The organism is Ottowia sp. VDI28 (assembly GCF_049532675.1).
Classification (GTDB): Bacteria; Pseudomonadota; Gammaproteobacteria; order Burkholderiales; family Burkholderiaceae_C; genus Ottowia.
The window spans coordinates 1,503,849-1,517,393 of record NZ_CP149820.1 but is presented as its reverse complement, the minus strand read 5'-3'; the positions used below and the strand labels follow the sequence as shown (position 1 = coordinate 1,517,393).

Annotated in this window: 20 protein-coding genes; 4 read left to right on the top strand and 16 right to left on the bottom strand. The window is 60.8% G+C overall.

Features of this window, described 5'->3' with window-relative positions; all coding sequences use genetic code 11:
- Positions 1-121 precede the first annotated feature (121 nt).
- Genes WJU18_RS07155 through WJU18_RS07145 form a run of 3 tightly spaced genes read left to right on the top strand, consistent with a single transcriptional unit; the run spans position 122 to position 3,059 of the window.
- The gene (locus WJU18_RS07155; protein WP_423459416.1) at positions 122-1,276 is read left to right on the top strand and encodes a mandelate racemase/muconate lactonizing enzyme family protein; all 1,155 of its coding nucleotides are present in this window, start codon (positions 122-124) and stop codon (positions 1,274-1,276) included.
- A gap of 50 nt (positions 1,277-1,326) precedes the next feature.
- Positions 1,327-2,319: a Bug family tripartite tricarboxylate transporter substrate binding protein gene (locus tag WJU18_RS07150; RefSeq protein WP_423459415.1), complete on the top strand. Its 993-nt coding sequence runs from the start codon at positions 1,327-1,329 to the stop codon at positions 2,317-2,319.
- 2 nt (positions 2,320-2,321) lie between these two features.
- The gene (locus WJU18_RS07145; protein ID WP_423459414.1) at positions 2,322-3,059 is read left to right on the top strand and encodes an aspartate/glutamate racemase family protein; all 738 of its coding nucleotides are present in this window, start codon (positions 2,322-2,324) and stop codon (positions 3,057-3,059) included.
- A 17-nt stretch (positions 3,060-3,076) separates the two neighbouring features.
- Here the strand turns inward: WJU18_RS07145 and WJU18_RS07140 are convergent, their stop codons facing one another.
- The 3 genes from WJU18_RS07140 to WJU18_RS07130 all read right to left on the bottom strand — a co-directional run bounded on the left by WJU18_RS07140 (position 3,077) and on the right by WJU18_RS07130 (position 5,737).
- Positions 3,077-3,727, bottom strand: coding sequence for a glutathione S-transferase family protein (locus WJU18_RS07140; protein WP_423459413.1), 651 nt, complete (start codon positions 3,725-3,727; stop codon positions 3,077-3,079).
- A gap of 23 nt (positions 3,728-3,750) precedes the next feature.
- Complete coding sequence (locus WJU18_RS07135) at positions 3,751-4,926, bottom strand: acyl-CoA dehydrogenase family protein (protein ID WP_423459412.1); 1,176 nt, start codon at positions 4,924-4,926, stop codon at positions 3,751-3,753.
- Positions 4,927-5,065: 139 nt separating this feature from the next.
- The gene (locus WJU18_RS07130) at positions 5,066-5,737 is read right to left on the bottom strand and encodes a hypothetical protein (RefSeq protein WP_423459411.1); all 672 of its coding nucleotides are present in this window, start codon (positions 5,735-5,737) and stop codon (positions 5,066-5,068) included.
- A 99-nt stretch (positions 5,738-5,836) separates the two neighbouring features.
- Between WJU18_RS07130 and WJU18_RS07125 the strand changes: the two genes are divergently transcribed.
- Entirely contained in the window at positions 5,837-6,367 is a 531-nt protein-coding gene (locus WJU18_RS07125) for an IPTL-CTERM sorting domain-containing protein (RefSeq protein WP_423459410.1), read from the top strand.
- Between the two features lie 396 nt (positions 6,368-6,763).
- On the opposite strand, the gene WJU18_RS07120 is transcribed toward WJU18_RS07125, so the two are convergent.
- From WJU18_RS07120 to WJU18_RS07060, 13 genes are all read right to left on the bottom strand, one after another.
- On the bottom strand, positions 6,764-7,024 hold the full coding sequence (locus WJU18_RS07120; RefSeq protein WP_423459409.1) for a hypothetical protein: 261 nt from the start codon (positions 7,022-7,024) through the stop codon (positions 6,764-6,766).
- 1,073 nt (positions 7,025-8,097) lie between these two features.
- Positions 8,098-9,351 carry a phage major capsid protein gene (locus WJU18_RS07115; protein WP_423459408.1) on the bottom strand — a complete coding sequence of 418 codons (1,254 nt, stop codon included), beginning with the start codon at positions 9,349-9,351 and terminating at the stop codon, positions 8,098-8,100.
- Positions 9,352-9,424: 73 nt separating this feature from the next.
- Positions 9,425-9,679 (bottom strand): hypothetical protein, encoded by a 255-nt coding sequence (locus tag WJU18_RS07110; RefSeq protein ID WP_423459407.1) that lies wholly within the window; start codon positions 9,677-9,679, stop codon positions 9,425-9,427.
- A complete protein-coding gene (locus WJU18_RS07105) occupies positions 9,672-9,872 on the bottom strand; it encodes a hypothetical protein (protein ID WP_423459406.1) in 201 nt (66 codons plus the stop codon). Before WJU18_RS07105 ends, WJU18_RS07110 begins: the two co-directional genes overlap by 8 nt.
- The gene (locus WJU18_RS07100) at positions 9,862-10,074 is read right to left on the bottom strand and encodes a hypothetical protein (protein ID WP_423459405.1); all 213 of its coding nucleotides are present in this window, start codon (positions 10,072-10,074) and stop codon (positions 9,862-9,864) included. Before WJU18_RS07100 ends, WJU18_RS07105 begins: the two co-directional genes overlap by 11 nt.
- A gap of 55 nt (positions 10,075-10,129) precedes the next feature.
- Positions 10,130-10,483 carry a hypothetical protein gene (locus WJU18_RS07095; RefSeq protein WP_423459404.1) on the bottom strand — a complete coding sequence of 118 codons (354 nt, stop codon included), beginning with the start codon at positions 10,481-10,483 and terminating at the stop codon, positions 10,130-10,132.
- Positions 10,483-11,742, bottom strand: a complete 1,260-nt coding sequence (locus tag WJU18_RS07090) for an AAA family ATPase (protein WP_423460956.1) — start codon at positions 11,740-11,742, stop codon at positions 10,483-10,485. Before WJU18_RS07090 ends, WJU18_RS07095 begins: the two co-directional genes overlap by 1 nt.
- 74 nt (positions 11,743-11,816) lie before the next feature.
- Positions 11,817-12,023 carry a hypothetical protein gene (locus WJU18_RS07085; RefSeq protein WP_423459403.1) on the bottom strand — a complete coding sequence of 69 codons (207 nt, stop codon included), beginning with the start codon at positions 12,021-12,023 and terminating at the stop codon, positions 11,817-11,819.
- Positions 12,020-12,226, bottom strand: a complete 207-nt coding sequence (locus WJU18_RS07080; protein ID WP_423459402.1) for a hypothetical protein — start codon at positions 12,224-12,226, stop codon at positions 12,020-12,022. Before WJU18_RS07080 ends, WJU18_RS07085 begins: the two co-directional genes overlap by 4 nt.
- Positions 12,223-12,546 carry a hypothetical protein gene (locus WJU18_RS07075; RefSeq protein ID WP_423459401.1) on the bottom strand — a complete coding sequence of 108 codons (324 nt, stop codon included), beginning with the start codon at positions 12,544-12,546 and terminating at the stop codon, positions 12,223-12,225. Before WJU18_RS07075 ends, WJU18_RS07080 begins: the two co-directional genes overlap by 4 nt.
- A 3-nt stretch (positions 12,547-12,549) precedes the next feature.
- Entirely contained in the window at positions 12,550-12,843 is a 294-nt protein-coding gene (locus tag WJU18_RS07070; protein WP_423459400.1) for a hypothetical protein, read from the bottom strand.
- Between the two features lie 269 nt (positions 12,844-13,112).
- Entirely contained in the window at positions 13,113-13,298 is a 186-nt protein-coding gene (locus WJU18_RS07065) for a hypothetical protein (RefSeq protein WP_423459399.1), read from the bottom strand.
- Positions 13,298-13,495, bottom strand: coding sequence for a helix-turn-helix transcriptional regulator (locus WJU18_RS07060; RefSeq protein ID WP_423459398.1), 198 nt, complete (start codon positions 13,493-13,495; stop codon positions 13,298-13,300). Before WJU18_RS07060 ends, WJU18_RS07065 begins: the two co-directional genes overlap by 1 nt.
- Between the last annotated feature and the right edge of the window lie 50 nt (positions 13,496-13,545).

Sequence of the window (13,545 nt, the reverse complement as noted above, 5' to 3'; positions counted from 1 at the left end):
CGGCCAATGCAACGAGCCTTCGCGTAACGCGAAGGCTCGTTGCATGAATGCCGAATTGTCCGCGCGCCGTCGCGATGAAATAATTTGCGCCACTGAAACGATTCCCCTGGAGACCACAAGCGTGAAGATCGTCCGCGTCAGTGCGACACCTCTGTTCATCCCCGTGACCATCGATGTGTTGGGCCTGAACAAGACCACATCCCTCTCCCTGTGCCTGACTGAAGTAGAGACCGATGACGGTCTGGTGGGGCATGGCATGACCGCCATTACCGAAGAGGAAGTCATTGCCTCCATCGTGCGCGACGTGGCCGGGCCCGCCTTGATCGGAGAAGACCCGACCGCCACTGAGCGCCTATGGGAAAAGCTTTACTGGCTGCTCTCGCCACGCGGCCAGACCGGCTATGCCAGCCATGCCATCGCCGCGCTCGACATCGCCTTGTGGGATCTCAAGGCGCAAGCCTTGAAGCAACCTCTGTGGCGCCTGCTGGGCGGTGCCCGGCAGCGTGTGCCCGTCTATGCCACCTTCGGCTTCGGCTTTTTTGAACGCGATGAGCTGGCCGCCGCGGCCAAGCTGTGGGTCGAGCGGGGCTTCAAGCGCCTGAAGATGACCGTCGGCGGGCATGCCCTGGCCCGGCGCGATGAGCCGCGCCCGATCGACGAAGTGATTGCGGAAGATGTGCGCCGCGTGTCCGCGGTGCGCGAAGCCGTGGGGCCGGATGTCAAGCTCTACGTGGACGCCAACTGCGGCCTTGATCTGTTCCATGCGACGGAGCTGGCGCAACAGATCGAGCCCTACGGTATCAGCTTCTTCGAAGAGCCACTGACGCAGAACGACGTGCGGCAGATGGCCCAGTTGCGCAGCCGCACGCGCATCCCTCTCGCCTGTGGCCAGAACGAAGGCCTGGCCTTCCGTTTCCGCGATTTGCTGGTAGGGCAAGCCGCCGACGTGCTGCAGCCCAACGTGACGATCTCCGGCGGCTATTCGCAGTGCCTGAAGATCGCCGGAATGGCGCAAGCCTTCAACGTGCCGATCGACAACGGCGGCGCCTGGCCCTTCCATAACATGCACCTGCATGCCGGCGTGGCCAATGGCGGCATGGTCGAGTACCACTACGTGGCGGTGCAGATGCTGCGCCAGATTTTCAACGACCTGCCCGAACCACAGGACGGCTGGCTGACGCTGTCCGAGCGGCCTGGGCTGGGCTTCGCACCCGATCCAGCCCGCGTGAAAGAACTGGCCAAGCGGCCTCTTTCTGGCGGCAAAGGCAAAGCCTGACGCTTCGGCCTGCCTGCCCCTGTCGTTTAAAGAAGAACGGAGACCCCCTGATGAAATTCTTGCATCGCCCCATCCGGCGCCGATGGTTGGCCGCCCTGGCTCTGGCCAGCACGTTGGCGCCTTCCGTGACCTGGGCTCAGCCGGACTACCCGAGCCGCCCCATCCGCTTGCTGGTCGGCTATTCCGCTGGCGGCGGTGTGGATGGCGCCGCACGCTTGTTGGCCAATCAGCTTTCGCAACAGCTCGGTCAGCCGGTGGTGGTCGAGAATCGTGCGGGAGCAACAGGGCAGATAGCGGCCGATGCGGTGGCCAAGGCGGCACCCGATGGCTACACCTTGCTGGTGGGTGAAAGCGCGCTGATGATTGCCCGCGCCTTGCAACCGGCGCAGTCGGTCGATCCGCTGACGGCTTTCACGCCCGTGGCGGGCCTCTTCGTGGCGCCGCTGGTCATCATCAGCAGCGGTGATTTTCCGGCCCGCACACCGGCCGAGTTGGTGCGCGAACTCAAGAAAAATCCAGGCAAGCTGTCTTATGCGACCTCGGGTGTCGGCACCGTGCACCACATGGGGTTCGAGATGCTCAAGCAGGAGACCAATACCTTCGCGCTGCATGTTCCCTACCGCGGAGCCTCTCAGATCGTGCCCGATGTGATCAGCGGCCAAGTGCAACTGGGTGTGGTGAGCGTGACCGCAGCGGCCGCGCAAGCCAAGACCGGCCGCGTGCGTGCCTTGGCTTTGATGAGCCGCGCGCCGGTCGCCGGTGCGGAGAACATACGGCCCCTGGCCGATGCCGTCCCTGGCTTCAACGTGGAGCCGCGCCTGTTCATGCTGGCACCGGCTGGCACGCCTGCGGCCATCACGGCCCGGCTGTCGGCGGCCATCAAGACCGCGCTGGAACAGCCCGAGACCGCCCGCGGGGCGTTGGCCCAAGGGCTTCCTATTTCCTTTCTGAACCCGCAACAGGCACAGCAAGCGATGAAGGAAGAAGGAACGCACTGGTTGCGCGTGGTTCGCGAGCGCAAGATGACGCCTGAAGGGAGATAAACATGCTGCCGCACCTGGGGTTGATCGTTCCGCCAAGCGATGGCGCGGTGCCGCCCGAGGGTGCGGCCTTGTACACAGGCCGCGCGCATTTCAGCGCGCGCGGGCTGGGCCTTTCCGAAATCTCCAACCGCGGCTACAACGCCGTGATTGACCGCGTGGCCGCGCTGGCACGCGAGTTGGCGGATGCCGGTGCGCTGGCGCTCTCGCTCATGGGCACGTCGCTCAGCTTCTACCGTGGCGGCCAAGCGAACGAAGCGTTAAAGCAGACCATGGCACAAGCCAGCGGCCTGCCCTGCACCACCATGAGCGATGCGGTGGTTCACGGCCTGCGCAGCATGAATGCCCAACGGGTCGCGGTAGCGACAGCCTACATCGATGAAGTCAACCAGCAGCTCAAGGCCTTCCTGAGCGAATCTGGTTTCACTCCCACTGCCGTGCGCGGCCTTTCGATCACCGATGTGCAGGCGGTCGGCGAAGTTCCCCCGTCGGTACTGGCCGACCTGTGCCGCGAGGTGTATCGCGCCCAGCCAGGCGCCGATGCGATTTTGATCTCCTGCGGTGGCCTGCGCACGCTGGCCGCCACCCGCCTTGTCGAGGCAGAGCTCGGAGTACCCGTGGTGTCCAGTTCCCCGGCTGGCTTCTGGGACCTGATGCGCACAGCGGGCCTACCTGCTCACAGCGCCGGGCACGGCCGGCTTTTTGACGAGCCGGCCGAGGCATCCAGCCAAGCGCGTCGGTAAGCGCGCTAGCAAGCGTATCAGGGGGCCTTCTTCATGCGGGCCATCATGACCTCGGTGTTGCTCTTGCGGTCCGCGTTCACCTTCTGCATCGCCGGCCTCTCGCCCAGTTGCTTGAGGTAATCTTTCACAGGCAAGCCCGCCAGCACGTCCTGGCCATAGATGATCTTGCTGGCGCTGCTGACCAATGGCAAGTGCACCGCTGCGGCACAGTCGGCCAGCGTGAACCGGTCACCGGCGATGAAAGGTGAGAACTTGGCCAGCTTGGCAAAAGCGGCGGCGTTCTTCTCCAACTGAGGCCGGATCTTGTCCTTGAGACCATCGCTCACCTTGCCCCCGAAGAAGGCCTCGGGATAGAGATTGCGTGCCACCAATTCCAGGTGCAATTCGATGTAGCGCACCAGCTCACGCACCTTGGCGGCTTCGTAAGAGCTGGCGGGCAGCAGCGGCTTCTCTGGGTAGCGGCCCTCGATGTATTCGAGGATCATGGTGGATTCGCTCAAGGGGCCTTCATCCGTGATGGCGTAGGGCACCTTGCCGAGCGGACTGGCGGACAGATCCGTCTCGCCAACCCAGGCCAGCACTTCCTCGAACGGCACGCCTTTTTCAAGCAGCGCCAGCTTGACCTTGTTGTAGTAGTTGCTGCCTGAAAAGCCGCAAAGCTTGAGCATGAGTGGTCTCTTTCCTGTTGAAATCAGTGGCCGGTTTTTCCAGCCGCGTGAACGAGCTTGCGAGCCATGCTCCAGCGATGGACCTCGCTGGGACCATCATAGATCCGGAAGGCCCTCATATCGGTGAAGATCTTCATGACGGGCGTTTCGGTGGTCACCCCCTGCCCGCCAAGCATCTGCACGCAGCGATCGACCACGCGCCACTCGGCTTCGGAACAGACCACCTTGGCCCGGCTGGATTCATAGTTGCCCTTTTCGCCTTGGTCGAGCAACCAGGCCGTGTGCCAGATGTGCAGGCGCGCGGTGTGCAGATCGATGTCGTTGTCGGCCAGCATGAAGCCCACCCCCTCGTGCTCGGCCAACGGCTTGCCGAAAGCCTGGCGCTTGCTCACGTAGTCGAGCGCGATGTCATGCGCGCGCCTGGCCTGCCCCAGCCAACGCATGCAGTGGGTCAGCCGGGCTGGCGCCAGACGAACCTGGGCATACCGGAAACCTTTGCCGATTTCGCCAAGCACGTCGGTTGCGGGCACGCGGAGATTCTCGAAGCGCAGCACGCCGTGGCCTCCCGTGAAGCAGGCGTCCATCGCGTCCATGTTGCGCTCCAGCTTGATGCCAGGGCGGTCCATGTCGGAGAGGAACATGGTGGCCGAGCCGTCTTCCATGCGGGCCATGATGATGGCGTAGTCAGCGCCGTCGGCCCCCGTGATGAACCACTTCTCGCCGTTGATCAGGTAGCTGTCGCCATCACGCACGGCGGTGGTGGCGAGCATGGAGGGATCGGCTCCCGCACCTGGGGACGGCTCCGTCATGGCAAAGCAGGAGCGCGTCTCGCCTGCCACCTGGGGACGCAGCCAGCGTTCCTTTTGCTCATGCGTACCCACCTCCTCCATGAGGTGGATGTTGCCTTCGTCCGGCGCATGGATGTTGAGCGCCGTGGGGCCCAGGCAGGAATAGCCGGCTTCCTCGAACACCACGGCCTTGGCTATGTGGCTGAGACCAAGACCGCCCATTTCCTTCGAGGCATGAGGCGTCAGCAGGCCTGCGGCGCGGGCCCGCCCTATGAGCTCCCGGCGAAGCTCTTCATCAGGGCCATGATGCGATTGCCGCTTGTCCCTTTCCAGGGGAATGACCTGCTCGGCGATGAATTGGCGGGTCTTGTCGCGCAAGGCCGCGATTTCCGGCGATAGGGAAAAGTTCATGAAAGGAAAAGCCTTTCGGGATATCAGCGTTGGGGACTTCAGGCTCGTTCGCGAACCCTTGCGTTCATCCTCTCATACCGGGGCGTTGATGGTTGTCGCATGTCAGACAGAGCTCACCCGCCCGCACAGGCAGTTGCATTCAAGGCGGCTTCCTGGGGGCGAGGAAGCGCCAACGCAGCGAATGAAAACGGCCGCTGCGGTCCACATCCAGAGCATCCATGTCCAGAGGATGCGAGAAACCGGGCATCTCCAGCACCAGCGTGTGGAATTCCCCGTTTTCTCCGCAGGGATCCACGGCGGAGGGGAGACCGGCCAAAAAAGCGTCGTTGTACCAAGCCCCGCAGAAATCACCCTCCAGTTGATCAGTATCTACTGTGGTGACCCGGGTGCGGATCCCGCGTTCCAGCACCTCCCGCGCCAGAGCCGCCGGCGCCTCGCCGAGCAGCGGAAACACGCACTGCCAACCCGCAGGTTCAATATAGCTGCGCCGGTAGTCCGCAATGCCGTTATGGAACATGTCCCCAAAACCCACGGCTTCAAAAGGTAAGCCGCTGGCCCGCAACCCATCGACGACGCAACGCTGGTAGACCTCGTTGGGAGGAAACACCTGCGGGAGCGCAATACCGATGAGCGGCAAGCCCAATCGAGCCGCCTGATCATGCACCACGCCCAGTGACACGTTCTGATAGGGGATCCAGCCGCTGACGTGTGTGGTGCATAAGCCCACGACGCGGTAACGCTGGTCTTCGCGCAACCGGAGCAGCGACAGCGCGGAGTCCTTTCCTGAGGACCAGCTGAGGACAACGTTCATGTTTTCCTGCCGTTTCCAGTTTTCATGCCATTTGGCCGCTGCGATGCGGAGACAATTTCCCAATATGGATAATAAATAGACAACTCAAGGAGAGGGAGCATGGCAAAACGACTTGTGTCTTTGGCACTCGCGAGCGCGGTCTGCTGCGGCAGCGCATTCGCGCAAGCCGCTTACGACCCAGCCAAATGCGCGGAGGTGGCAGGAACGCTAAACATCAATTGGGTGAGGCTTCAGCCCAGCACATGCAGTGGTATCGAGTACACGAACGGCACGCAATCAATGGCGCAGTCGGGACACGTGCAAATGACGGGCACGGACGGCAGCTCTTTAATATGCACGAGCCTCGGCGCTTACGATCTGATGCTATCTGCGGATAAATTGTCACTCGTCGGCAACGATACCAGGTACGACGTCCCCCTTACGTTCACCCGCACCCCTGGTCAAGCGTGTTTTACCGGCCATTGGATCAAAAACGGGTCGGACTACGTGGGATACATTTCCGCCGCCTTCTTCCCACCGCCCGCAATCGCACCAACGTCCGTGCCCACTCTTGCCGAGTACTCTTTAATAGGCCTTGCCTCGCTGATGGCAATGATGGGCTTCGTGGCCACTCGGCGCAGGAAAGCCTGAATTAGCTGAAGCAAGAGACCATCTGATAAGGCAGCGCCTCAACGTGAGCCTGCCCGCTGGCCGACGGAGTGCTTTGCCTGCCTTACAAAACGTGTCTGTCAGCACCATGGACGCCCCTTTTATTGGCATCTGCCAGTGTCGGTCGATCTCATACCAACAAAGATACCAATATTTTTGATATGGACAGGAGTCGCGCAGGATGACGTGAGACAAAGAAAAACCCGCGATGCCTAGGAAGCATGCGGGTTTTGGGGTATTCCGAGACTATCCGGGATAGCCAAATGGTGCGCTTGTCGGAGCCGCATTCAACCCTGCAAACCGCATGAACACTTGGCTTCTCAACCTCAACTCTGGAAGATACCGTCAAAGGTACCGACAAATTGCAAAGTACCCCACTCAATGGGGCAAATCCTCTTCTGGATCATCAAAAAGCTCGTGAGCGCGTGCCAGCGTTTCGTCGAACGACATGGAGCGAAGTGCAAAGTAAGCAAATTTGCTCACCCCTCGGCCTGATCTGGAGTCGCTGAATTCAAAGCTATGGTGAGTCGTGTACATCTCAACCGTTCCGTCCTCATGCGTGACAGCGTGGTGGGTCGCGTCATCCGGCACCGTCATGGACTGCCCTTCAGCGCGTCCGCCAATCAATCGAATTTCCATGCTCATCTCCTGACGCCGTATTGCGTCAGCCCATTTTGAGCAATGCCAGTGCGGAAAGAAAGGGGGGCGAAATGCGTGGCTCACCACGAAATCAAGAGGGTCAAAACGCGCTATCAACCCGCATAGATGCTGGCTTTCGGGGCTTTGATTTGCTGATCTGAATATTCCGTTTCTGCGCAATAACTGAGCCTAGCCGAAAATTCAGCCGAGGCAGAAAAAAACCTACGAATGAGGTACAGGGCGGTATCCGGGCCGAGACCCCCTAGACTTCTGCCCCCCTACCCCGTGCCGGCCTGCCTCGCCCGCCTTCGCTGATGCCTCTGCGGCCCGTCAGCAGCCCGCAGGAGCGTCGATCGCCCTCCTGGCTCTATCCCCTGCGCACCGTCCCTACTGGGGCTGGACGGGATCTATACCCAGCCTGCGCTCTCGATCTCCAGGCACTCGGCTTTGCCGCGTAACTCGGTTGCCAACTTGCTCAGTTGATTTCGTGCACGCCTAGCTTGGTCTCGGGAGCCCTCAAAGCGTTGATGGAGGCTCTTCCTGTAAGGTTCGAGGTCTGTACTCGCTTGAGTTGCATCGCAAATATACCCATCAACCTTCTCTATAAAGAGCTTCAATCGGCTATTCCCATACTGTCCCGAAGCCAGTGCCTTGGAGTTTGCGCTCAGTCGCACTTTTTCTGCCTGAGATCGAAGCTTGGCCGCTTCCACTTCAACGACTGTCGTCTGCAACGAAACTCGCTCGAGTTCAAGTTCGAACGCATCGGCAACCGCGCTCTCAGCCAAAGACCTACTCAGCTCATGAGATGACCGTGCAATTTTCCAAGCCCAGAAGGCTGTAACGCCCGCCGCTACGCTACCCACGGCACCTACCCACGTACCAATTGCATTCCAGTCCACATACCAGCAACCAATCTCGCCAAGCATAGTTACCTCCGTCCGATGGAGTCTCTTATAGCAAAAGCCCCGCAGGGCAAACCATACGGGGCTTGGTGCACGCCGCGCAGGTGAGACTGCCGCATGCTCTCGGGATTATTGACTTGCTGGCCCACTCATCGAGTAAGGCCAATAGCGTTATGCCTTCACGCCAGTGATGACGGCCAGGGCCTTGGGATAGCCGATTGCCACATCGGCGCGAACGTGGCAGATAAAGCCCACCTCGCCCGTCCCCGCGAACAACTCCTTGGCAAGCTGGATGCTCATCTGCTCGCGCATCATGAAGTTCACGCGGCTGAAGTCGCCCACATAGATCTCCGAGCAGTCGCTGGCGGTGCCGACAGTCAGGTTATTGGGAATGGCCGTGGTGCTCAGCATGTTCAGCTTCTCGATCATCTCGGGCTTGCGCAAGGGCTGGCCGGTGCTGTCCACCAGGCCGCCCAGCTTGACCAGGGATCGCGGGCTCATGATCGCGGCGGTGGGCTGTGGCGCGTTGGACTGCAGGATGCTCTGAATGGCGCTGAAGAAGTTGGCATAGCCCGCGAGTGCAGAGCCATTGGCTCCGTTCGTGACGGATGCCACGCCAGCGGTACTCAGGATGCCCAGCGGCTCAGGGTTGGTCCCGCTTCCCCGCAGTGCAGTGCGATCCAATTCCACGGCAAACGCCTGGGCTATGGCCGTGGTCAATGCTTGAGAGAGGTTGGGCGCATCGGCCAGCAACTCCCGGCTGATCTTGAACATGAAGGCCAGCGACTTGGGAATCGACTGCACGGCGCGAAAGGTCGGCTCCGATACCGCCACGTCGCCGGACTCCAAGCGCCATGCAGCGGTGGGAATGCTGTCGACAGCCACGGTCGTGAACATCTTGGCGCCGGAGTCCAGGGGCACGATGCCCGCACCTGCACTCAGCACAGACGACGCCGGAACCAGAGCCTCCAGAATGGAGGGCATCACCACGGACGGCAGAGCAAAGCCGCCGGCGGTATCGGTACCGGTCGATAGCGCCGCCTTCACCGCAGGCGTGGTAGACATGCCGGCCACACCTCGTACGAAGTCATCGAGGGCAAACGCTGGCGCGTCGGTGCTGGCCCTAACCCGCGCTGCATAGTAGCTGCGAATGTCTTTAGCGCTGCGTAAAACCATCAGGGGTTTGCCATCGCTATTTTTCCAGCCATTGCCGCTCAGGGCATGGGGGCTCAATTCATCATCTTGACTCCAGCCGATGGAGCTTCCTTGGCCCATGGGGCGAGCTAGCTTCTGCTCCAACTCGTGGATTTCGGCGCGCGTTTCGTTCGCGTACTGCTTCAGATCGTCGCCGACCTTCTGCAGATCCTGCTGGACCTGTTTGTACTCGGCTTGCAATTGGGCGGCTTGTTGAGGAGTGATAGACATGGATAAGTCTCGTCAGAGTGGAAAGTCTCATCCTCTCTGGCGAGAGTTGACCTAGCAAACCGCGCCATGCAGTTCAATGGCCTTGTGTGCCGGCGGCCGGCAAAACGCCGTTGATGGCCGCGATCCACGTGCGTGTCCCGTCGGCGCCAACCATTTCCAAGACCACGGAGGACGATGCATCGGCATCGACGGCATAACTCAACACCACGCGATTGCCGGCCACGAACTGACGTTCCAGCTTGGCCAACCGGTCAGGGGGCAAGCACTTCAGAATATCGCTTAAGGCTGGCGCCGCGGCACGGGCGAAATTCTTGACGGCATCAGTCACTGGATGTCCTTTCGTAGTGGGCTGCACGAGTGCGTGCAATGAGTTTTCTGTAAAGTGGAAGGGCTTTGGCAATAGCGTCTGGCGTGGCTTGTGCTGCTGCTTTTCTGGCCATGCCACGAGACAGGCCCATTTCAAAGTGCAGCATGCCCACATACTCGCGCCGGTACTCGCGCTCCAATAGTTCAGTATTCAAGTGGTGATTCCTCTCGTGCTGATTCGAGCCAGAAGGCGAGATCAACGATGCGATAGCTCACCCTTGATCCATTACCCACGCCCAGACGAAAGAAGGCGGGACCGTTTCCAAGGGTGCGCATGTTCTTGAGTGAGCCTTGCGCTGTACCTACCAACCTTGCAGCATCGGCTTCACCAACGCGCTCATCAGCGGTAATGGTCATGGCTAGAACCTGAGCGGCCTGCCGCAAAGACTCCGCGGTACGGATCACACGGGGGTCATTCAGCTTCGGGAGCACTTGTCGCCCTCCTTATCGGGTAGGACTCTTGGAGCTGCCTGAGCAATTCAGGCCTTAAATGGCATGGAATCTCCGTGCATTGCCGGCGCATCTCTTCCCGGGCTTTGTCACCATCTCCGTGATAGTCACAGCAGCGCATGGCGGTTTCCAGTAGCTGGGCCGTGACCTGTTCCACCTCGGCCAGGTACTCCAGCAACTCGGGCTTGTGGGCGCGGATGGCCGCGCGGTGATCGTCGGTCAGGAGCTCAGCCGGTTGAACCAGCAACCGACCGTCACGGACATGGACGGTCAACCGGGCTTCGTGCAGGTTTCGGAGTAATACGGAGGAATTCATCAGAATTCCTCGATGGTGCCGCCCGAAGGATCAAGATCAGTATCTTCACGCCCGGATTTGACGACGCCCAATGATTCCAATGGCTCCATTGATTCCATAGATTCCACGTTTAGAAAAGTGGAATCATTGGAATCATTGAGGGAATCATTGGCGCCAGGCTCATCCAGATCAGGGTCTATGCCACCCGGCATCCTCCAATACCAAGCCCCCTGAAACCCGCCTCTACGTCGGACGACATTAAGCCTTTTGGATGCAGACCAAATTTGCTTTTTGCTGAACCCAGCATCGCGCAGCGGTTTGCATGCACTGTTCGCCGGAGTCCATGCCTCCGCTACCAATTCGGCCCGCAGCAGTTCACATGCATCGCTGGCGTCCGTTGCCGCCTCATCGTCCTCCGGCTCGGCCAGCAGATCCCGTGCAGTGCCCTCCACCACCTTGCCCCACGCCACGCGGGAAGCCTGAATACCCGGCAGGGCCTCCACTTGCTCCAGGCCGTACTCAAAGCCCCCATCATCCGGCCCGATGTTCGATTTCGATCGGGCCAGGATTCGCCGATCTTCACCCTCCATGCTTTTGACCTTGGCAGCCACCAGAACCACTCTAGCGACAGCGGAGAAGGCTACAGAGCCCACCACGCGCTGCGTCGGATCTTGCCCCTGCCCTCCCTTGCTGAAGTGGCTGATGCCCAGCACGGCGGCACCGGTAGCGGCTGCCAGGTCAACCAAGGGCTGCAATGCCCGACGAACTTCGGTGTTCTTGTGCGAGTCGCCCGCCACCGCCGATACCACGGGATCCACGATCAGCAGCGTGACGCCGCCGATCTGGTTGATGGCTGCCATGAGCTGCACCATGTCCCGGGCTGGATCGAAGGGCACGATCTCGCCATTGACCCGGGCGCTGTCCACGAAGAACACCCGTTCACGGTCAGCGCCAGCCGCGATCAGGCGGGGCAGCAGCGTATCGGCGGGATCGTCCTCACCGCTCCAGATCAGGACATTGCCCGCCTCGCAACGACTGCCGTCCGGCCAGCGCCCGCCGATGGTCACCGTGGCGGCCATGGTGATCGCTATCGTGGTCTTGCCTTGGCCAGGAGCGCCGGCCAGGATGTGTAGCTTGCCCTGGGCCAGCCAGTGGCGCCACAGCCAGGCAATGGGCTGGGGTGTGAGCGTGCTGCCGCACACGAGGATGACGCCATCGTTGGCGGGCGCGGGTTTGACCTCGTACCGGCTCACGTCGGCGTATTCCTCAGCCGCGGCCATTCGGCGGCGCTTCTTCGGCACGGGCGGGGCGGCGTCAGGGATCATCTTGTCGATCAGGTTTTCAATGGCATGGGTCATTCGCGATCCCTCCATCCGAGCTCAAGAAGACGGGCGCGAATCTCGGCCACCAGGTATTCCTCGATCCACTCACGATGCTCAGGCCAGGAAGGGCCGTGCGCCAGTGCGATGATTTCGATCTGTCGGTCGAACCACTGGCGGGCACGGCGGCGAATCTCGGCAGGGGACAGTTGCGCGCTGTTGCTCTTGGTGATGCCGCTCATGCCGCGCGCCCTTCCCTGTCTTCGTCCTCCAAGCGCTTCAGGGCCTTAGATGCCTCCGCAATCAAATCAGACAACGCCCACAGGTACTCATCTTGGGCGTCGTCACTCATGTTGCGGAAGGCTTCTCCAGCATCACCATAGGTCATGTATGAGATTGCCTTGGCCTTGGCAATAGCCGCGTACAGGTCATTAAAAGCGCTCATGCTGTATCCCCTTTCCTGGCGCGCTGGGCGGCTTGGTAAAGGATGTCTCGGGCGCCACTGCTCAGAGCGTCAACCGCATCGATCAGGCCACCGCTCATCCAATCGCTCAGCTTTAGCGCCTCCGTGTCTCTTGCGGCACTCAGTACTGAGACAACGGCGTCGATACCTCGCAGGTGCATTGCAAGGCTTTGAGCGACAAAGGGTGGCAGCGTCACGCAACGGTCGTAGCCTTCTTCGGTTTGCAAGTTATACAGACCATGAAGATCGAGCGGCTGCGGTTCGTCTTGATCCATTTGCAAGGCATTGTTCTGAGTGGTCATGGCTCAGACCTCCGCTTGCAGTTGGTTGACGGACGCCAGGGCCTGCACCAGCTTGCGATGGGCAGCGGTGAAGTTGCCGCGCTCTATGTAGCTGGATGCCAGATTCGCAGCGTTGAAGGCCGCGAGAACAGCAGTCAGGCGGTCAGCAGGAATAGCAGCGGGAGCGGCCGGATCAGCCACACCGGGGAGCGCATTGAGAACTTCGGCGCAGCGTGGATCGGTCAGCGAAAGGCCGTGAACGATGCCAAGACGAACGAGGGAATGCGCAGACGTGTGCGCGTAGACGGATTCAGCCATGATGGCCTCCAAGCAGGTGTGGTTTGCAGAAACCACCGCTTCGAGACCAATCGAAGGCGGCGGCTCGACGAGTTGGTCTACCGGACACCCGCTTGCGCGAACCGGCCAGGCTTGCGCCTGCTCGTCGAGCCGCCAAAAAGGGGCACGAACGAAAAAGCCGCAGACCATGTGCGGTTAACTGCGGCTTTCGTCGCAGCGAGTGTAGCGGGAGACCAATCCCGATCACGCCTTTTTTGACGTGACAGGCGAAGTATAGGGCGCGGGCGTCATTACGCAAGCCCCTTGTCACCATGCTCCAGCCAATGGGCAGCATCCGACACAGTGTCGAAAACTGCCGACATGCCGAAGCGGCGGATCACAATCCAGCCTTCCGCCGTGCAGCCGCAGGAATAGCCCTGCAATGCGGCCTGGGCGCGGAGCGTGTCGAAGGCTTTGAAGTCGATGACGGCGGCCATCACTGCACCGCCTTTTTGGCCTGGGCATCACGCCAGGCAATCAACTGGTCACCAGGGATGACCGTGCAGCGAGGAGACAGCCGGATCGGCTGGGGGAAGTCGGACCGGGTTTTGATCCAGCGCCAGAGGGTCGCAGTTCCAATGCCCAGCAGTTCAGCGGCTTGCTTCGGGCGGTAAGACTGGGGAAATGAGGCCAATGTTCACTCCATCTGATCCCGCGTTGCATCAGCGTTGCGGTATGGAGTAA